Origin of the sequence: Acrocarpospora macrocephala (assembly GCF_009687865.1) — a bacterium.
GTDB classification, from domain to species: domain Bacteria; phylum Actinomycetota; class Actinomycetes; order Streptosporangiales; family Streptosporangiaceae; genus Acrocarpospora; species Acrocarpospora macrocephala.
The window spans coordinates 150,467-168,075 of sequence record NZ_BLAE01000008.1; the positions used below are offsets into that span (position 1 = coordinate 150,467).

At 66.5% G+C, this 17,609-nt stretch carries 17 protein-coding genes and 1 pseudogene; 6 read left to right on the forward strand and 12 right to left on the reverse strand.

From position 1 onward, the window contains the following. Positions 1-77 precede the first annotated feature (77 nt). The 7 genes from Amac_RS07680 to Amac_RS07710 all read right to left on the reverse strand — a co-directional run bounded on the left by Amac_RS07680 (position 78) and on the right by Amac_RS07710 (position 8,058). Positions 78-836 carry a hypothetical protein gene (locus Amac_RS07680; RefSeq protein ID WP_155353611.1) on the reverse strand — a complete coding sequence of 253 codons (759 nt, stop codon included), beginning with the start codon at positions 834-836 and terminating at the stop codon, positions 78-80. Beyond that, a complete protein-coding gene (locus tag Amac_RS57860) occupies positions 833-1,234 on the reverse strand; it encodes a mCpol domain-containing protein (RefSeq protein ID WP_155353612.1) in 402 nt (133 codons plus the stop codon). The genes Amac_RS07680 and Amac_RS57860 overlap by 4 nt, the downstream gene beginning before the upstream one ends. Before the next feature lie 257 nt (positions 1,235-1,491). Beyond that, positions 1,492-1,659 carry a hypothetical protein gene (locus Amac_RS07690; RefSeq protein ID WP_155353613.1) on the reverse strand — a complete coding sequence of 56 codons (168 nt, stop codon included), beginning with the start codon at positions 1,657-1,659 and terminating at the stop codon, positions 1,492-1,494. A gap of 1,040 nt (positions 1,660-2,699) precedes the next feature. Then, positions 2,700-3,158, reverse strand: a complete 459-nt coding sequence (locus Amac_RS07695; protein WP_155353614.1) for a hypothetical protein — start codon at positions 3,156-3,158, stop codon at positions 2,700-2,702. A 71-nt stretch (positions 3,159-3,229) separates the two neighbouring features. Continuing rightward, positions 3,230-5,554 (reverse strand): ThuA domain-containing protein, encoded by a 2,325-nt coding sequence (locus Amac_RS07700; protein WP_170322376.1) that lies wholly within the window; start codon positions 5,552-5,554, stop codon positions 3,230-3,232. A gap of 613 nt (positions 5,555-6,167) precedes the next feature. After that, positions 6,168-7,022: a CPBP family intramembrane glutamic endopeptidase gene (locus Amac_RS07705; RefSeq protein WP_218040921.1), complete on the reverse strand. Its 855-nt coding sequence runs from the start codon at positions 7,020-7,022 to the stop codon at positions 6,168-6,170. A 91-nt stretch (positions 7,023-7,113) separates the two neighbouring features. Beyond that, positions 7,114-8,058, reverse strand: coding sequence for an alpha/beta hydrolase family protein (locus Amac_RS07710; RefSeq protein WP_218040922.1), 945 nt, complete (start codon positions 8,056-8,058; stop codon positions 7,114-7,116). Between the two features lie 92 nt (positions 8,059-8,150). Here Amac_RS07710 and Amac_RS07715 point away from each other — a divergent pair, with 92 nt between their 5' ends. Further along, positions 8,151-8,711: a helix-turn-helix domain-containing protein gene (locus Amac_RS07715; RefSeq protein WP_155353618.1), complete on the forward strand. Its 561-nt coding sequence runs from the start codon at positions 8,151-8,153 to the stop codon at positions 8,709-8,711. Between the two features lie 7 nt (positions 8,712-8,718). Here Amac_RS07715 and Amac_RS07720 read toward each other — a convergent pair whose 3' ends face one another. The 3 genes from Amac_RS07720 to Amac_RS07730 form a co-directional block, all read right to left on the reverse strand. Further along, positions 8,719-9,666 carry an NHL repeat-containing protein gene (locus Amac_RS07720; RefSeq protein ID WP_155353619.1) on the reverse strand — a complete coding sequence of 316 codons (948 nt, stop codon included), beginning with the start codon at positions 9,664-9,666 and terminating at the stop codon, positions 8,719-8,721. A 104-nt stretch (positions 9,667-9,770) separates the two neighbouring features. Continuing rightward, positions 9,771-10,667, reverse strand: coding sequence for a helix-turn-helix transcriptional regulator (locus Amac_RS07725; protein ID WP_155353620.1), 897 nt, complete (start codon positions 10,665-10,667; stop codon positions 9,771-9,773). A 92-nt stretch (positions 10,668-10,759) separates the two neighbouring features. Next, entirely contained in the window at positions 10,760-11,554 is a 795-nt protein-coding gene (locus Amac_RS07730; RefSeq protein ID WP_155353621.1) for an ArsR/SmtB family transcription factor, read from the reverse strand. A gap of 157 nt (positions 11,555-11,711) precedes the next feature. Between Amac_RS07730 and Amac_RS07735 the strand changes: the two genes are divergently transcribed. The 5 genes and pseudogenes from Amac_RS07735 to Amac_RS07755 all read left to right on the forward strand — a co-directional run bounded on the left by Amac_RS07735 (position 11,712) and on the right by Amac_RS07755 (position 16,268). Then, positions 11,712-12,236 (forward strand): PadR family transcriptional regulator, encoded by a 525-nt coding sequence (locus Amac_RS07735; protein ID WP_155353622.1) that lies wholly within the window; start codon positions 11,712-11,714, stop codon positions 12,234-12,236. Then, positions 12,236-12,922, forward strand: coding sequence for an ABC transporter ATP-binding protein (locus Amac_RS07740; protein WP_155353623.1), 687 nt, complete (start codon positions 12,236-12,238; stop codon positions 12,920-12,922). The genes Amac_RS07735 and Amac_RS07740 overlap by 1 nt, the downstream gene beginning before the upstream one ends. After that, entirely contained in the window at positions 12,922-15,051 is a 2,130-nt protein-coding gene (locus tag Amac_RS07745) for an FtsX-like permease family protein (protein ID WP_155353624.1), read from the forward strand. The genes Amac_RS07740 and Amac_RS07745 overlap by 1 nt, the downstream gene beginning before the upstream one ends. A gap of 16 nt (positions 15,052-15,067) precedes the next feature. Further along, positions 15,068-15,184: pseudogene (locus Amac_RS07750) on the forward strand (IS5/IS1182 family transposase); the annotation flags it as partial. A gap of 220 nt (positions 15,185-15,404) precedes the next feature. Beyond that, positions 15,405-16,268, forward strand: a complete 864-nt coding sequence (locus Amac_RS07755; protein ID WP_218040923.1) for a class I SAM-dependent methyltransferase — start codon at positions 15,405-15,407, stop codon at positions 16,266-16,268. Between the two features lie 43 nt (positions 16,269-16,311). On the opposite strand, the gene Amac_RS07760 is transcribed toward Amac_RS07755, so the two are convergent. Together Amac_RS07760 and Amac_RS07765 are read right to left on the reverse strand one after the other, a co-directional pair. Beyond that, on the reverse strand, positions 16,312-17,118 hold the full coding sequence (locus Amac_RS07760; protein WP_155353625.1) for an alpha/beta fold hydrolase: 807 nt from the start codon (positions 17,116-17,118) through the stop codon (positions 16,312-16,314). A 13-nt stretch (positions 17,119-17,131) separates the two neighbouring features. Beyond that, positions 17,132-17,524, reverse strand: a complete 393-nt coding sequence (locus Amac_RS07765; RefSeq protein ID WP_155353626.1) for a VOC family protein — start codon at positions 17,522-17,524, stop codon at positions 17,132-17,134. Positions 17,525-17,609: the final 85 nt, after the last annotated feature.

Genomic DNA, 17,609 nt, shown 5'->3' on the forward strand with positions numbered 1-17,609 from the left:
GGAGATAGTCCACCCTTCTCGCCTAAGTCGATGCTGACACAGGGGACTGGTTTCGAATAGTAAGAACGCACGCCTCCTTACTTTGCATTGCGAATAATGAAAAATAGGAAGCCGGCGATAGATGTTGCAGTGCCCAGCACGGTAACGAAAGTCTGCAGCCATGTCGACCCAAAGAAGGCCTGTATCACTAGGACGGAGAGGGCAACGCCCGCTGTTACAAAGGAGAGCTGGCGAAGTGTCAGAAAGTTTGCCAGCATTCGCTTTCGGGCGATTTCAACATGTCGACTGTCGCCCAGGCTGCGGTATGTGAATTCCGATTCATCAAGTGCATGAATTAGGTCGGACTCGTCATAGTTGGGGGACTTGAGGAGCTCGAAGTTGTAGACGCGAATGCAGCCGCGTGAAAGAAGTAGCGAGACAACATCAACCAAGAGGTTCTTTTTCAGGCTCGTCACATCAAAGATGGATGATCCTGTAGTAGAGAAGATCTTCAGCTTCTCATCTAATTCGACCCAGGGAATAACCTCATTGCTAGTAGAGATCGAATCGAGCTTGTCTAGGCACTTCTCATAAACTGCGGCCGCAGGCTTATCGTCAGCAGCTAAACGATCTCTAAGGCTGTGGAGATATGCATGGATTCCTGCAGTGATCGAAATAAGCCGATCATTCACCTGTTCTGCTGAATATCCGTGTTCCCGAATGGAAATATAGTGAACGGAGGATATGGGGCGAGTCCGGAGGACGTGAGCAAGAACATTAACGTAAGGATCGGGACGCGCCGACGTCACGAAAATGTAAAGCTCTTGCCCGTCCGTCCGGGTACTTCCGCCGATCATTCTGCTGCCTCAACGGGAAGGACGACCTGATTTTTGCCCATCAGTTTGGCTCTGTGTAGATTTTCGGCGGCTTCTCTAGGTGATCTCCCAATACCGACGCTCATAGTTCGCCCCGACAATCGATGGAAATCTGCCGCTATCTCATTGATTGTTTTCAACGATATAGACCCTCGTGGCCAAGAGACGATTAGATCGTCGCCGCCACAAGCTATGACATCGCTAACACCCGCCGCCTCTAGCATCTCTCGAACTCGATTGAGAGCCTTGCTAACGGAGAGACTGTACGTCCGTGCTTCCTCGATCTCATTGTCAAGGAGCCGTAGCTCAAGCTGAGGGCCAACATCGTCGCCGTCGAAGTACGCGTAGATCACCTGGGCGGAGTGACTTAGCTGAGCCATAATGATCAGCCTAGAGGAAGCTCAAGCGCTCTCGAGCCCGCGCGGTGGGGACTGCCGACATCGACATGATGATCAACTATCTAGACGTCTTAATGTGGGCCACGGGATTCGTGGAGCGGTACCGCCCGCGTTCATCTGGTAGCAGGTGACCTCGGGCCAGTTACTCGGCGACGCTGACCTAGGAGCACCATTTGTGTGCACCCGGCGACACTTCTGCCCCTCGCCGACCCAGCTCGCCCTTACAGAAGCCGCAGGGGTCAGAACCCATGCGGGCCTCGGTTCTCACCGTCGCGGTAGCCGGGTGGAGCGCCCCGCGAGGCGCCGCAGGAGCAGAAGTAGACGTAGGTGCCGACGCCCGGGTAGAACATACGGTCGCGCCGCACCGAGTGGCCGAGGCGGAAGATGTGCCAAAGGGCCCAGATCACAGATGCCACCTTAGGCGACCACGACAGCTCGGTCGAGCAGCTTATCCAAACGACCAGCGCCAGCGCCCGGCACTGCGTGCCTCCCCCGGGAACGCGTGGAGGGGCGGGTGAACGCCTGCGTCGACGTCTTCCTGAGAGTGGCTGAAGGTAGGACGCGGACGGGTGCACGGCACGCCCTCGGCACTGAGGTCGCCATGGCGACTGCTGGCTGCTGGCGAAGGCACTCATCTGCCGCGAAGAGGGCACTGCACGCGGGCGCTGGTTACCGCTACGGCGAAACATCCCGGCGACAGCTTGAGCATGGCTGGAGGTTATCGGTCAGGACATATCACAACGTTGATGTGCACCTGCAATGACGTCCCGTGCTCACGACCAGTGACGCGTAACAGTCGAGGACGCGGACACCTCAGCGGTGGAGGCCAAGCTGCGGAAGCGGCTGTAGGCGCCGGTCGCGGGCTAGATCATGATCGGCAGGAGTGGCGGCGGAACCGGCAGGCGAGTACGGCATACGGGGCCGCCCCAGGTCGTACCGCCGCCCGTCCACTCGCGGCCCTGAATCTGGACAGGTAAGGGGGCTACCCGCGCCGCCAGAGACTCCGTCAGGGCACATCGGAGGACCATAACCATGGCGTGGGTGACGAAGTGGGTGACAACGGGGGCGGACACCGCTGGACGTGTTTGGATGTTGGCGGGCCGTTCTCGCAGCTCAGCACACATAAGACCGCAGACAGGCCGACCATGATCCTTGCTTTGCAAGCAGGATGTCAGCGGTTCGAATCCGCTAGGCTCCACTCACACAAAAGCCCAGGTCAGGGACGATTCCCTAACCTGGGCGTTGATCTTTTTTCGGGCTTCTCCCGCTTCCGTGCCCGATCCCTTTGAGAGCGCCCCTTCGATGAGATCACCGAGCTGTGCCAGCGGGGTGACCGTTCGGTCGGGCAGGTGGTTAAGGACTTCGATCTGACCGAGACCGCGGTGCGGAACTGGGTCCGCCAGGCCGAATTTGCATCACGGATCATGCCAACCGCGTCCAGCAGATGCTACGAGTTGCCGTGTTCGGCCACCTGTCCGGGCGTCCGGGAACCGGCCAGCGCCGTGAGCTGGGCCATGTCCACCCCGTCGCAGGTGAGCTCCGTCGATGCGAGCGTGGCGCGGATGACGGGATCAGCGGGTCCCGGCACGGCCACCGTCGCGGTCTGCATCGCCGCCCAGTCGCGGAGCGCGTCGATCGACGGCTGCGGCAGCTGCGGCGAGTACTGGACGATCAAGGCGTTGTCCCGGACGAGGAGGTGCTCCAGGCTGCCGCCGGTGGGCACATCCTGGTCGGCCGGGGCGTAGAAGGACTGGTCGGGGTGGCGCCACTCGGTTTCGCCGGGCGCAGCCAGAGCCGTACGCGGCCCTGATTCGCAGGTGACCGCCCCCGGCGGAGAACCGTCCTGTGCGCCGCACGCGGCGCACAGGACGAGCGCGGCCACGGCCGGGATGAGAGAGCGGCGCATCAATCCACTCCTGATTGGTCGCCAGGCCGGTGGCCCGAAGCACTCGGGCCACCGGCGGTGAGACGGACGGGTCAGTTGACCCGCAGGACCGCCGAGCGCGAGATGATCTCGCCGGTCGGGTCCGACGCGCGGACCCGATACTCGGAGCCGGCCAGTTCCGGCGTCGCGGTGACGGCGATCGCGAACGAGGTCTGACCGGGCACGTCCGCCCAGTCGGCCGAGCCCGGTGCCTTGACCTGCCACTGGTAGGCGACGTTCTGGCCGTCGGCGGGCGCCGCGAAGACCGCGTCGTCACCGGGCTGGTGGATGGCCGGCACCGGCTCGGACAGGAAGCGCAGGATGACGGCGTCGTCGGCGAGCACCTTCATCCACTCGGCGAGTTCCTTGGCGCGCTCCCGGATCGGGGTGTTGTCGGGCCCGGCCAGGTTGGCCTTGACCTCCCGGCGGACGACCTTGGCCTGCTCCATGGCCTCGATGTAGTCCTTGACCAGGTACGCGTTGTACGAGGCGTCGATCGCGCCGTTCAGCGTGGCGGCCAGACCGGCCCCGACGGACCCGTCCGCCACTCCGGCCGCGACCAGCCCGCGCATCTCGATGTGGGTGGAGCAGTTCCCGGAGGACGCGCCGGCGGCCCACTTGATGCCTTCCAGGATGTTCTTCTGGAAGATCGGGTCGGCGGTGTTCTGCCAGTTGTGCAGGAGCGCCTGGGTGAAGGAACGCCCGCCGTCGTAGTTGGCGCACCACGAGATCGGGTGGTCGGGACCCTCGATCCGGCCTGCGCTGCTGCCGATGCCGCCCGCGTAGGTGGACTCGGTCAGCGTCTGCAGAACGTGCACCTTCTCGCGGGGAAGGAATCCCCGCCAGTTGTAGAGCTCGTCCGAGATCGTCATCTTCTTGGCAAAGTGACGGGTGGCCGGGTGGGTGTTGTCCTCGGTGACCAGTTCGCCGACGACGCAGCCGCCACAGGTGTTTTGGATGCCACCGCCGTTGGAGCCGTGGTTGTCGAACTCGCCGCCGACCAGGTTCTTGTACCAGTCCCAGTTGTGCATGGAGTCGGTGGCGCCGTGGATGGCGACGAAGCCGCCGCCGTTGCGGATGTAGGTCTGCAGCGCGGCCTGCTCGTTGACCGTGACGGCGGGGTTGTCCGTCGAGGGGCGGTTGGTGACGAACACGTCGTTGCCGACGCTGGAGACGCCGACCAGGGCGTCGTACTGGGACAGGCGCTCGGCGCTCTCGAACGGGTTGCCCGGAACGGACACCTCGGGGCTGAGGTAGTCGTAGACGTCGACGTCGAAGGAGTTGGCCCGGCCGAGGTCCTGGATCACCGCCATCGTCAGCGGGATGTGCTCGTGCCGGAAGGCGCCCGGCCGGTTGCCGAACAGCAGGATCTTGAACTTGGGCCGCTTGTTCCGTACGGCCTCGCCCGGAGCCCGGAACGGGTAGCGGTCCATGCCCTTGCCCGCGCTCACCGCGACACCGGTGACGACGTCGGGGTGGTCGACGCCCTGCAGTTCCTCCACCAGGTAGGCGGCGTCCTTGACCAGCGAGTCCCGCATGTAGCCGGCGGGCGTCACCTTCGCGGCCAGCGTGCCGAAATTGACCAGCGCCGACTCGGCGGCGCCGCCTTCGGCCTCGGTGAGCAGCGCCAGCAGGCGAGCACCGTTGGGCGAGGAGACCTTCCCTGCGGTCACGTACCGCTGGACCAGGGCGCGCAGGTCCGGGATCGAGGTGGTGATCTCGAAGGTCAGCGTGTACTTGGCGCCGTTGCCGGCGGAGTCGCCGATGTTGACGGCCCAGGTGTGCTCGCCGACGGCGAGGGTGGCCAGGTCCAGCGGCATCGGGTAGGTCCAGACGCCGTCGATCCACATGTCCCGCACCGCCGCGCCGCCCGAGCCGGGGGTGGGGTCGGTACGGGTCGGTGTGATGGCACTGGCGAGCGCGCTGTGCGCGACCTTGCCGTTGGCGATGCCCGGCCAGGCCGCCACCGGCACCTTGGTGTCGATCCGTACGGTGATAGTCCGGGCGGCCGAGGCGTTGCCGGCCGCGTCGACGGCGACATAGCTCACATTGCTGTTGCGGTCACCGCTGATCACGTACGCGGCCGTGCCCCGGGTTCCGTTCTGCACGGCCGGCACGTTGACCGTGCTCCCCGCGATGGTCACCCGGAACAGGGCGACGGCGTCGTCGTCGGTCGCCGACAGGTTCAGCGTGACGTCGTTGCCGGTGAACCAGCCGCCGGCGCCGGTGGCGCTGGAGGTCACGTACGCGTTGTTCGCCACGCCGTTGTAGTTCAGGACGGGGTCCACCGGGGAGAGCGTGGCCACGTCGAGGACGGGCGGGGCTCCGGTCTCGGCGGCGATGGCCACCCCGGGCGTGCCGATCAGCAAGACAGGCACTGCGAGCAAGGCAGTGGTTAACGATCGTGTGGTGGGACGTGGGCGAGAGGACGGCATGTCGCTCCTCTTATCGGGTCGTACAGGGACTCCACCGCGCGTCTGGTGCCGACCCAATCCCTAACGCGATGAATGTCGGAAGTGTGAGCTTCGTCCCACCCATTTGTCAATGATCATACGAACTTGTGATTTTCATCGGCGAAAGTTTCCACCTAAAAGTTTCGTTCGATCATCCGCCGTACGCGGCCCCGGTCCACGCCCAGATGGTCGAGGGCTCCGCCCGGCATGGGATCCTGGCCTGGCCGCCTTGTGGGAGTGGTCTGGTGCGTATCGGCAAGATGATCCCTGCCGAACTCCTTGCCGTTGTGACCCGGCTGCTGGATTGGCCCTGGAAGTGGGTGATGGCTGACCGGGCGCGGCACGCTTACCCCTCGAAACGCGGGTCGGCACCGGGCCGCGGCGAGTTCGTACTCCTAGGCTCCACCAGCCAAGACGCCCCGCTCTCGACCATGAGAACGGGGCGTGAGTGTCTAGCTGGGTGGCTAAGGGCACCCTCCTGCATCACGGGGCGGATCTGAGGCGTGCTGCTTCCTCTGATCTTTTTGGCAGATCGAAGTTATTTGATGGCCTGGTGCAAGGGAGGAGCCGTGTGAACCCTGGGTTCCGCTCTGCTGTCCCGCTGCCAGGCGAGCAGTGCGATGACAACAATGCTCTGTACCGCCAGGATGAGTGCTTGCGTCAGAGGTGAACTCACGCCCAGCAGCGCCATTGTGGCGTTGACGCCGAAGTGAACTGCGATCGACGCGACCACACCGGCGCGTTCGTAGGCGTACCCAGTCAGCAGTGCCATCGGGATGACGCTGAGTGTGAACAGCAGGCCGCTCCAGCTGATCAGACCGAAATTGCTCTGGACGGTTCCGGAGATGAAGAACAGCGGCAGATGCCAAATTGCCCAGACGGCTCCCAGTACCAGACTGGCTTGAACGCGGTTGAGCGACGCGCGTAGGCGGGGATATGCGGTGCCGCGCCATCCGGGTTCCTCGGCCAACGGGCCGGCGACCAGCATGCTGACGACGAACGGCACGGGTCCGCCCATGGTCGCGATCAGGCTCTGCCCCGCGGTCAGGCTCACCGCAGGGTCGCCCAGGAGGTGTGCGAGCAGCGCACCGGCCAAGACGGTCGCCGGTGCCATCACCAGCAGGAGCGGCACCCAGAACAGGCGCGTGCTGAGCCGGAGTCTCACCGTATGAGCAGGGACGGATTGACGGAGGCGGGCCCGGCGTGCGCGGATCACGATTGCGCCGATCACGGGGCCGAAGCCGCCGAGGAGGTAGGGGATGACGGTGGGGAAACTCATTGGCGATCCACCGAGTGCGATCGCGGTAAGCCAGAATGCCCAGGTCGTAGCGAATGTGACAGTGAAGAAAAGAGCAAGGCCGCTTTTCTGGCCGGCGGGGGGTGTGGCGGTCACGCTTTTCCCTTTCATGGATACCGTGTGAAGGAATCTCCGATTCCATCCACAGCGGCGAGCGGAATCCGTAACTGAACCAAGAGCAACGAGGTCAGGGACTTTTGCTTTGCGCAGAAGGGTCCGTGAACTCTGTGGCGTGAATCTCCTGCGGCCGGAGTCGGTGGGCGAGCCAGGCGGCCACCTGCGTAAGCAGGTCGGGGTCGATCGGCTGGCGCAGTAGCCGAGGGTAAGAGCGCACCGAGGCGGGGCCGGGGTCACGACGCAACAGGTGGGTGAGGTCGGGGATCAAGTGGATCTCGACCGCACCGGGCACTAGTCTGCGGATCTCCGCCAAGTCCGCGGGGTCGACCTGGATGTCCTTGCCGCCGGTGATCGCCAGGACGGGGGCCTTGATGGCCGCCAGGTCCGGGCGGGGGTCATGGACGAGCAGCTCGCGCATCCACCGCGCGTTCACTGGCAGCCCGGCGACGCGGGCCACGTCTGTGCGGGTCGTCTTGATCCGAGCCAGGCACCGGGCGGCGAGGGCTCGCAGAGCCGGCATAAGCGGTTTCAGGATCGCCGGGAGATCGCGGGCGAGCATGCCGGCCTGCCAGCGCAGGGCGCTCTCGCCCGGGCGGGCGAACCCGGCCAGCAGCACTACCGCTGCGACCTCAGAGTGGGTCCCGAGGGACATGGCGTGGAGCGCACCTTCGCTGTGCCCGACCACGCCGATGGCGTCGGCCCGGATGTCGGGTCGTGCGGCCAGGGCGCGTAGAGCTGCGGCGGCGTCGCGGCGGTTGTCGGCGAATCCGGTCGCACGCCAGTTGCCGGGTGTGGCGCCGACGCCACGCCGGTCATAGCGCAGCGTGGCGATCCCGTGGTCCGCGATCGCGGCGGCCAGCGGTGGTCCGAGCGCCATGCGGAGCCGGTCGGTGTTGGCGTCGCGGTCCAGCCGGCCGGATCCCTGCAGGAGCAGGACGGCCGGGTGCGGGCCTGGCCCCGCGGGCAGGGTCAACGTGCCGGCCAGCGGCAGTCCGTCGGCTGCGATGGCTGTCATGTCGACATCCCGCATGTCTCGCTCACCATCCCTCTCATTTTTGGTGACGTTCTCAATATTGAGAACGTTATCGTATGTGAGAGAATTCGCCTATGGCAACCGCAGACCTTCTCCTGCACCCCGTACGGATGCGCATCCTGCAAGCGCTGTTCGACGCCGATCCGCTGACTACCAACCAACTGCGTGACCGCCTGCCGGACATCGCACCGGCGACGATGTACCGGCACATCGCCCTGTTGACCGACGCGGGGGTGCTGGAGGTGGCGGGCGAGACACGCGTGCGCGGCATCGTGGTGCGCAGTTACCGGGTTCGCGCGGAGAAGGCGGTGGTCGACCCGGCGGCGCGGGCAGCCATGACACAGGATGATCACAGACGGGCGTTCACCGCGTTCGTCGCCTCGTTGCTGACGGATTTCGAGCGCTACCTTGGGCTCGAAGACGCCGATCCCACCTCGGACGGCGTGGTCTACCGGCAGGCGGCGGTGTACCTGACCGACGACGAATTCGCCGCGATGATCGAGGAGATCGAGCGGGCGGTCGTCACCCGGGTCGGTCATGCCCCGGGTGACGGCCGCACACGTCGCATCGTCAGCCTCGTTGTCCTGCCGGACAAGAGCGCAACGGAGCCTCGGCCGGCGAGCGTTGCCGAGTGACCAGGGGTCAGTGGCGCGGCAGGGTGGCCAGCACCAGGTTGGGGTCGGTGGCGGTGAGGTAGGCGGCGCTGAGCACGTAGAGGGTCCGGCCGCGTACGGCTACCGAGGTGGGGTTCTGCAGTCCGGCGATGGGAAGCGTGTTGGAGTGGCCGTCCGCATCGATTCGTACCACCTTGTTCGGCGCGTTGAGGGTCGCGATGACCTGATCGTCCGGGGTTCCGGCGAAGGCGATGTCGTCGATACCGGCCAGCCCGGCGGCCTTGACCTGTACGGGTCCGGGGCGGCCTTGCCTGATCGGGATCCGCAGCAGGGTGCCCAGGTCGAGATTGGTGGCCCAGACCGCGCCATGCCGTACCTTGATGCCGTTGGCACCGAGGAATCCGGTTGCGGCGAGTTCAGGTGCCGACGACCAGACCCTGGCGTTGCCGCCGTTAAGGGGCACCGTGGAGATGGAACCGAGAACCGAGTCGGTGAGGTAGAAGGTCTTCGCCGGTTCGTCGTACGCCAGGCCGTTGGGCAGCCCGGTGGCCGGCAGCGCGGCGATGCGCTGTGGCTGCTGCCCCGGACGCAGCCGGTAGAGGCCGGTGGTCGCGGCGTCGCCACTGGCGTACAGGAAGTAGAGCGTGCCGTCGGCAGTACGGACGATGCCGGTGGTGAGCGCGAACCCCAGGGCCGGAGTGTCGGCACCCCCGTCGGCGGGCGCAGCAAGGGTCGCCAGGATCCGAATGGCGCCGGCTGGGCTGATCGCGGCAACCTGGCGGGCGGCCGCGAAGGTGACGTACGCCGTACCGTCCGGACCGAGCGCAACATTTTCCGGCAGTTGCCCCTTGGCCAGGTCGAAGTGCACCGCGATCCGTGATGTCACCGACGGGCGGGCCTGCGCCGCGTTCGACGTCGGTACGGTCACCAGTCCGATCCCGGCGGCGACCGCGAGGGCGAGCATTCTGTTGCGCATTTCTGGTCCTTTCTGCATGGCTTCGCGAACGTGGAGTTCATGGGCGCGCGACATGGGACGCTCCGTTCGGAGCGTCTGGGAAACGTGGGGAAGGAGTCAGCCGGTCATTTCCGCGTCGGCGCATCGCGCCGAGGGTCCTGAGCGGAGGCACGCCCGGTGACCACGCTGTGGACGAGCAGTGTCATCGCGGAGTGTGAGGGCGAGTCGGGTTCGGTGGTCGCGACGACCACCGCCTGGTCGTCGGCGGTCCGCAGTGTCTGCTGGGTCACCTTCATGGTGCCCACCAGCGGGTGCCGCATCTCGTAGATCGCGTCGCCGCCGGCCTTGACGCGGTGGTCGGCCCACATCGCGGCGAATTCCGGGCTCTTGACCGTCAACTCCCCGATCAGCGCGGCCAGCAGCGGGTCGTCCGGGTGGCGCCCGGAGGCCATCCGCAGGGTCGCCACCACGCCCTGTGCTTTGGCGGCCCAGTCGGCGTACAGGTCACGGGTGTGCGCGTCCAGAAACACCAGGCGCGCCATGTTGGGCCGCCGCTGCGGTGTGTCCGGGCCGTCCGGGTCCAGATGGCCGGCGTATAAGGCATGGCCCAGGGTGTTCCACGCCAGCACATCGCTGCGCCGGCCGAGCACCACCATGGGCACATCGCCGAGCACCGTGATCAGCTGACGTGTCACCGGGCTGACCCGTTCGGGAACGGGTCGGCGCCTGGCGCCCCGGCGGCGGCCGCCGGAGGCCAGTTCATGCAGGTGGCGACGCTCCGCATCGTCCAGGCGCAGCGCTCGGGCCAGCGCATCCAGTACCTCGGGCGAGGCATTGGAGGCCTGACCCTGCTCCAGCCGTGAGTAGTATGACGCGCTCACCCCGGCCAGCAGCGCCAGTTCCTCTCGACGCAGCCCGGGGACCCGGCGTTGGCCACCGTACGTGGCCACCCCCACGTCCTCAGGTCGCAGCTGAGAGCGCCTTGTTTGAAGGAACTCCCCGAGCTGCCGTCTCGTGTTCATGGCTCACAGTATTCGCGGCCGGTTCACGACTCAGCCACACTCTGCCAGTGATAGGCACGGCAGGACCTTCTGTCGAGCCCCGATCGGGGAGGTCAGGCATCTTCCGGCAGCGGTTCGCCGGTCTCCAGCAGCGACTTCAGGCTCGCCACCACGTTCGGCCAGCCGTGGCTGACCATCTCGGCCAGGCTCGATCCGGGCTCGAAGCTGTCGTGCACGACGGTGAGCTTCACGACCTGCGCGGCGGCCTCCTCAATCGTGAAGGTGACCTTCGAGCGGGCCTCGCCGGACAGCCGGGTGAGCAGCTCCTCGTCCCAGCCGAAGCGCTTGGCGAGCTCCGGGGTGATGGCGTGCCAGGTGTAGGAGAGCCGACTGTAGGGTTCGGCCTCCAGCACGACCTGCTCCGGGTCGCTGATCAGCACGCCGTGGTTGTCCCAGGTCATCGGCGAGCCGACGGACCAGTCCGTGGTGAACTCCGTGGCCCAGTAGCGGCGGGTGAAGGCGGGCTCGGTCAGCGCCTGCCAGAGCTTCTGCGGGGTGGTGCGGATGTAGGTGGTGTAGACGAAGGTCGGCGCGTCCATCGGGGTCTCCTCCAAGGCGAGTTTCAGGTCCGCCAGGGCTTGGACCCTGGCCTGGTCGTAGCGGCTGATCCACCGGTGGGCGATCTCGTGCACGGGCGCGGCGTTGAGGTAGTGCAGCTTCTCCCGGCCCCGCCGCACCGTGGCGACGAGCCCGGCCTCCTCCAACACCGCGAGGTGCTTGCTGACGGACTGCCTGGCCATGTCGAGTCCGGCGCACAGCTCGCGCAGCGTCTGCCCGTTGCGGGCGTTGAGCGAGTCGAGCAGCGCGCGCCGGCTCGGATCGGCCAGCGCCTTGAACACCTCGTCCATGCCCGCCCCCGTACCCAGGTTGCCGCCTGTCGATATGCAGCCTTTCGGCTGCCTTTAATTTAGGCAGCCAAATGGCTGCCTGTCAAGAAGTGCGGCTACGGGTCCGGCGCAAAAGGACTCTACCCAATGAGTATACTCGCCAGGTATAGTCGTCGGCATGTCCGTTCCGTACACGCTGCTGGGGCTGATCGAAGAGAACGCTCGCCACGGCTATGACCTGAAGCAGTCCTACGACCGCCGATTCGGCGATGCCAAGCCAATTAGGTTCGGCCAGATCTACCGCATCCTCGCCCAGTTGGTACGCGATGGGCGGGCCGAGGTCGTCGGTGTGGAACCGGGCGCGGGACCGGACCGCAAGCGGTATGCGATCACTCCGGATGGTGTGGCCGATTTGGACCGCTGGCTGGCCGAGCCGGAGGATCCGCAGCCCCAGCTCCAGAACGTGCTGTTCGCCAAGGTCGTGCTGGCGCTGATCTCCGGCCGCTCCGCCGAGGGATTTCTCGACGCTCAGCGGGAGCGCCACATGGCCAGAATGCGTGAGCTGACCAAGCTGCGGCGCGAGGCGACGGAGACGCACGCCGCGCTGCTCGCCGACTACCAGCTCTTTCACATCGAGGCCGACCTGCGCTGGATCGACCACGCGGCCGGTCGGCTGGGCGCGCTCGCAGCGGAGGTGCGGTGATGATGGACGCGCTGGCCTGCCGCGACCTGCACAAGAGTTTCGGCCTCACCCACGCATTGCGCGGCGCCAACCTCTCGGTGAGTGCCGGGGAGGTGCTGGCGGTCATGGGCCCCAGCGGATCCGGCAAGTCGACGCTGCTGCAGTGCCTGGCGGGCATTCTCACCCCCGACTCCGGCGAGGTGAGCCTCGACGGCATGCGGGTCGACCTGCTGGGTGACGACCGGCGCACCCGGCTGCGACGGACGATCTTCGGTTTCGTCTTCCAGTTCGGGCAGCTGGTGGCCGAGCTGCCGGTGGCGGAGAACATCGCGCTGCCGCTGCTGCTGGCCGGGGACCGCCGCCGGGCCGCGCTCTCCGCCGCCCGGGATTGGCTGCCGCGGCTGGGTCTGGACGGGCTCCACGACCGGCTGCCCGGCGACCTGTCGGGAGGGCAGGCGCAGCGGGTGGCGATCGCCCGGGCGCTGATCGCGGGTCCCCGGGTGCTGTTCGCCGATGAGCCGACCGGGGCGCTGGACTCTGTGGCGGCTGACCAGGTCATGGAGGTGCTGATGGACGAGGTTCGGGCGCAGGGCACCTGCGTGGTCATGGTGACCCACGAACCGCGGGTCGCCGCCTATGCCGATCGGACGGTCACCGTACGAGACGGACGGGTCGTCCACCCCGCCAGGGAGTGGGAGTCTGTGTGATGAGTGCGCTGCTCGGGTTGAGGATGGCGCTTACCGGCGGGCGAAGGAGCCTGCCCGGGCTGGTGCTGACGGCTGTCGGCGTCGCTGCCGGGGTCATGCTGCTCCTGTTCGGTCTGGCTGCCCAGTCCGCGCTCCAGGGGCGGCTGGAAAGGTCGGCGTGGCAGGACACGGAGGCCTCGACCGAGGCGACGGCGCCCGATCCGGCGCTGTGGCTCGCGGTCAGCGATCATTACGCGGACAGGCCACTGCACCGCGTCCATGTGGCGGCGCTTGGGCCGCGTCCCCCTGTCCCGCCAGGACTGGATCGGCTGCCATCGGCGGGCGAGGTCGCCGTCTCACCCGCGATGCATGACCTTCTCGCGGCCACGCCGGACGATCAACTCGACGACCGTATCCCCGGCCGGGTCACCATGATCATCGGTGCTGCTGGGCTCCGCCATCCGGATCACCTCGTGGCGGTTATCGGCCATACGCCCGAGGAACTGCGCCGGCTCGGCGGAGCCCAGGTGGTGCACGGGATAGAGACGCAGTCTCTCGACCTCCTCGACTTCCTCAAAGCCGGCCTCATGATGGCGACGATCCTCATGCTCTTCCCGATCCTGATCTTCATGATCATGGTCGCCAGGCTCGCCGCCGCCCGCCACGAGCAGCGCCTCGCCACGATGCGCATGGTCGGGGCGACCAGGCTGCAGACCGCGGCGATGGCAGCCGCGGAGACCGGGCTGGGCGCCGTGGCCGGCACCATCGCCGGATTGCTGGGCTATCTGACGGCGCGGCCGATCCTGGCGAACATCGTGGAGTACGGCGGCTATCAGGGAGGTCACTTCTTCCCCGCCGATCTCGTCGTGCCGCTCGCCCAGCTGATCGTCGTCCTTGCCGGTGTGCCGGTGTTGGCGACGCTCACCACGGTCCTCTCGCTGCGCCGGGTGCAGATCACCCCGCTGAGAGTCGGCAGCCGCGTATCCCGGAGGCCGCCCACGGCCTGGCGGGCGCTGCCGCTGGCAGTGGGTGTCGCCGGGTTTGCCGTCGACTCCGTCGTGCTGCACAACTGGCCCGACCTCATGGCCGCGAACGACTGGGTCATCAACGCCCTGCTGCTGTGCAGCCTGACAGGTGCCGTCGTGATCGGGCCGTGGGCGTGCCTGGTCGTCGGCCGGGCCATGGTCCGGTACGGCCGGCGAGCCACCACCCTCATCGCGGCACGGCGCATTGCGGGTGACCCATGGGCGGCCTACCGGTCGGTCGGCGGTGTTGCCGTGGCTGTGTTCGTCACCACGTTGGTGGCCAGCTTCCCCGGTATCGGTTCCACTGGGGCGGCTGGCGTGTCGTCCGATGTACGGCTCCGCCCCGGCGTGGTGGAGATCTACGCGGGCGGCCAGCCCGCCACCGCGCTGGCACCGCTGATGTCCAGCGGGGTGGTCGTGGCAGGTGCCGTACCCGGTGGCGGTGTTGCCGTGGCCTGTGCCGAGCTGGCCCGGGTCGTCCGCGTGACCTGCCCGCTGCCGTCGGAATTCCAGATGCCCAACACCGCCGCCATGGGGATGTGGGTCACGAGTGGGCGGGTGGTCGAGCCCGGGCCCGATGCCGCCGGCCTGCCGGTGCACGCCCTGTACGTGCAGACCGACGGCAGTGTCGCCGCCGAGGAACGCATCCGTACGCAGGCATCGTCCCTGCTGCCGCGGGCGATCGTCAGCACCAGCCGTGACGTCTTCCGCCAGACCGTCGAGTTCCGCGTCTTCTCCGACATAGGCACCGGGATGCGCGTCGCCATGCTCTTCGTCCTCCTGGTGGCGGGCTGCAGCCTGACGATCTCTCTCATCGGCGGGCTGACCGAACGGCGCCGGCCCTTCGCGCTGCTCCGTGCCGCCGGGCTCGGCCTCGGCGAGCTGCGCCGCATCGCGCTGCTGGAGACGACCGTGCCTCTGGTATCCATGGTGCTCCTGGCGGTCGGGCTGGCGTCGGTGCCTCCTGTGGCGATCTCGATCATCGCGGCGCAGCCGTACGCAGCGCCCGGCTGGGATTTCGCCGCGCTCCTCGGCGGCGGCGTACTGGCGGCCTTGGCCATGACGACGCTGACGCTACCCCTGATCGATAGCGCCACCAGGCATGACGCCGTGCGCTTCGAGTAGAGAAGGCCCTAAGGGCAAGAGCCGCAACCTGGTCGAGCGCTGCTTCGCCAAACTCAAGCAGTGGCGCGCCATCGCCACCCGCTTCGACAAGCTCGCCAGCCGCATCTCGCGGGCGCTGTCATCGCGTCCTTGATGCACTGGCTCCGGGTGGCAGACCCTCCCCGGCCTGACCCCCGCCCTGCCCAGACACGAAGCCCGATGGACGCAATAGATATAAACAAATAATGACTTCCTATTTCCATCTATGCGTGATTAAAAATTTATCTTCGTATGATATGATGTCCACCAGATCAAATTTATGCGAATAGCATCGTCATTCAAACGGCTAGAGAACTGCGAAAGGGAATCAGCCGATGAATGACGAAGAGCCGAGCCAGAGCGCGCTCATGGCGGCGGCGGGCCGCGCGGCCCATCTGATCGTGGACCGGGAACCCTTCATCTTCGAGGACACCGTCGCCCACGCCCTGCTCGGCGATCAGGCCGAGGAACTGATGGGCTACCACAAGGCCTACGGCGACCACCCGATCCTATCCGGCGTCCGCGCACAGGTCACCGCCCGAAGTCATTACACCGAACACCGCCTGGCCGAACTCGCCGTCCAGGGCCTGACTCAGTACGTGATCCTCGGCGCCGGACTGGACACCTTCGCCTACCGCTCCCCCTTGGTCGGCCAGGTCACCGTCTACGAAGTCGACCACCCAACCACCCAGCACTGGAAGCGCGCCCTCCTGGCATCCGCGGGAATCACCCCGCCAGACAATCTGTCCTTCGTCGGAATCGACTTCGAAACCGACACCCTCCCCGACCGCCTCACCGCCCACGGATTCGACCCCAACAAGCCCGCCCTGGTCAGCTGGCTGGGCGTCAGCATGTATCTGACCACCCCAGCCATCACCACCACCCTTACCGCGATCGGCCACCTCGCCCCCACCACCGAACTGATCATGGAGTACGCCCTGCCCCCCGCCCAGCGCGACGAAAAGGGCGCCGCCTACGCCGACATCGCCATGACTGCCACAGCCGAGCGAGGCGAGCCCTGGCTGACCTTCTTCACCCCCGAGGAACTGTCGGCAACACTGGCCGACCACGCCTTGGACGTAGCCGAACACATCCGCCAGCAACAGGCGATACCTTCCACACTCTGGCAACGCCATGACCCACTGGTACCCGTCGACGTCTGCCGCCTGGTCCGCGCAGCGGTGAGGGCCAAGCCATAGTCCCCACCACATCGCACAAAAGCCGAGCCGGGGAACTGCCGACTCAGATGGCGATGAAGAATTCCAGCAGTTCTGGGGCGAGGGACTGAGGGGCCACATTATGCGTCTGGCCCTCCAGGATTCTGTGCACCGCTCGGGGTACGGTTGCAGCGACCGCCTTTCCCGCGTTGGTCATCCACGCAGGGCTGTTCTCGCCGATCAGCACGAGCGTGGGCTGCGTGATCGAGGTGAGAAGTTCGGTGGGCAGGGCGTTGCCCGGCCCCATGAGAGCAGCCTCGTACGCCAGGGTGTGAGCGATCGCTTCCACTCCTGACCAGGAGGAGTGGGCGCGCATCGCGGTCACCGTCTCGACGGGGACCTCGGCAGCCTCGACCATGAACAGCTCGACCGCCTCCGCCCGCAGGCCCTGTTTGACCAGGATTTCCAGTCGCGATGCGAAGTCGTACGACAGACTGGGTGCGCTGTCGTCAACGTGGTACGGAGGCTCCCACACGGCGAGTCTCGAGATGGCCGGGTTCCGGGCCGTGGCCTCCAGCGCCAGGGCGGCGCCGGAGGACCCACCGAAAACCATGGCCGACCCGCCCGCCGCCTCGATGAGGGCGGACAGGTCCTCGATCTCACGCTCAACGGCATACGGCTGGGTGTCGCCGCTTTCGCCGCGGCCACGACGGTCATAGTTGAAAACCGTGAACCATGGGGCCAGGGCGGCCGCTACGCCGTACAGCGTGGGATGGGTCTTGTCGGTGAACGCGCCGTGCACCAGGACGACCGCCGGCCCGACGCCGGATCGGTCGTACGCGATGGAGGTCCCGTCGGCCGAGGTCACCCTTCCGGTCATCATCTCGTTCATGGCGCGCATTCCTTCAGCCTGCCGGTGCCACCAGGCACAGGGCCTCCCAGTGGTGGCCGTCGAGGTCGGTGAAACCGCGCTGGTACCGGTAGCCGTCATTCCTCAGATCGCCGACGGGGGCGGCACCCGCCGCGAGGGCCTTGTCGAACAACTCGTCGACCTGAGCGGGGTTCTCGACGCCCATGACCAGGATCACCTGGGTGCTCTTGGTGGCGTCGGCGACATCCGTGGCCGCATACGTGGCGAACGTCGGCTCGGTCAGCAGCATGACCTGCGCGTGCTCATTGATCACCACGGACGCCATGTCGTCGGCCATGCCGAAGAGCGTGAAGCCGAGGTCGGTGAAGAACGTCTTCGACCTTTCCAGGTCTCTGACCGGCAGATTGACGAACAGTACGGTGGACATCGCTGGAGCCTTTCCTGATGGTTGTTCTCGCCGGTTGGTGCGAACACCTTTATCCTGCGGATCCCGGCCCGCCGGGGCTTGGCTC

Coding starts and splice junctions, on each gene's coding strand:
- Amac_RS07680 (WP_155353611.1), bottom strand. CDS start 836: ATGATCGGCGGAAGTACCCGGACGGACGGGCAAGAGCTTTACATTTTC.
- Amac_RS57860 (WP_155353612.1), bottom strand. CDS start 1,234: ATGGCTCAGCTAAGTCACTCCGCCCAGGTGATCTACGCGTACTTCGAC.
- Amac_RS07695 (WP_155353614.1), bottom strand. CDS start 3,158: ATGCGCCGCTCTCTCATCCCGGCCGTGGCCGCGCTCGTCCTGTGCGCC.
- Amac_RS07710 (WP_218040922.1), bottom strand. CDS start 8,058: ATGACAGCCATCGCAGCCGACGGACTGCCGCTGGCCGGCACGTTGACC.
- Amac_RS07715 (WP_155353618.1), top strand. CDS start 8,151: ATGGCAACCGCAGACCTTCTCCTGCACCCCGTACGGATGCGCATCCTG.
- Amac_RS07720 (WP_155353619.1), bottom strand. CDS start 9,666: ATGCGCAACAGAATGCTCGCCCTCGCGGTCGCCGCCGGGATCGGACTG.
- Amac_RS07725 (WP_155353620.1), bottom strand. CDS start 10,667: ATGAACACGAGACGGCAGCTCGGGGAGTTCCTTCAAACAAGGCGCTCT.
- Amac_RS07730 (WP_155353621.1), bottom strand. CDS start 11,554: ATGGACGAGGTGTTCAAGGCGCTGGCCGATCCGAGCCGGCGCGCGCTG.
- Amac_RS07735 (WP_155353622.1), top strand. CDS start 11,712: ATGTCCGTTCCGTACACGCTGCTGGGGCTGATCGAAGAGAACGCTCGC.
- Amac_RS07740 (WP_155353623.1), top strand. CDS start 12,236: ATGATGGACGCGCTGGCCTGCCGCGACCTGCACAAGAGTTTCGGCCTC.
- Amac_RS07745 (WP_155353624.1), top strand. CDS start 12,922: ATGAGTGCGCTGCTCGGGTTGAGGATGGCGCTTACCGGCGGGCGAAGG.
- Amac_RS07755 (WP_218040923.1), top strand. CDS start 15,405: ATGAATGACGAAGAGCCGAGCCAGAGCGCGCTCATGGCGGCGGCGGGC.
- Amac_RS07760 (WP_155353625.1), bottom strand. CDS start 17,118: ATGAACGAGATGATGACCGGAAGGGTGACCTCGGCCGACGGGACCTCC.
- Amac_RS07765 (WP_155353626.1), bottom strand. CDS start 17,524: ATGTCCACCGTACTGTTCGTCAATCTGCCGGTCAGAGACCTGGAAAGG.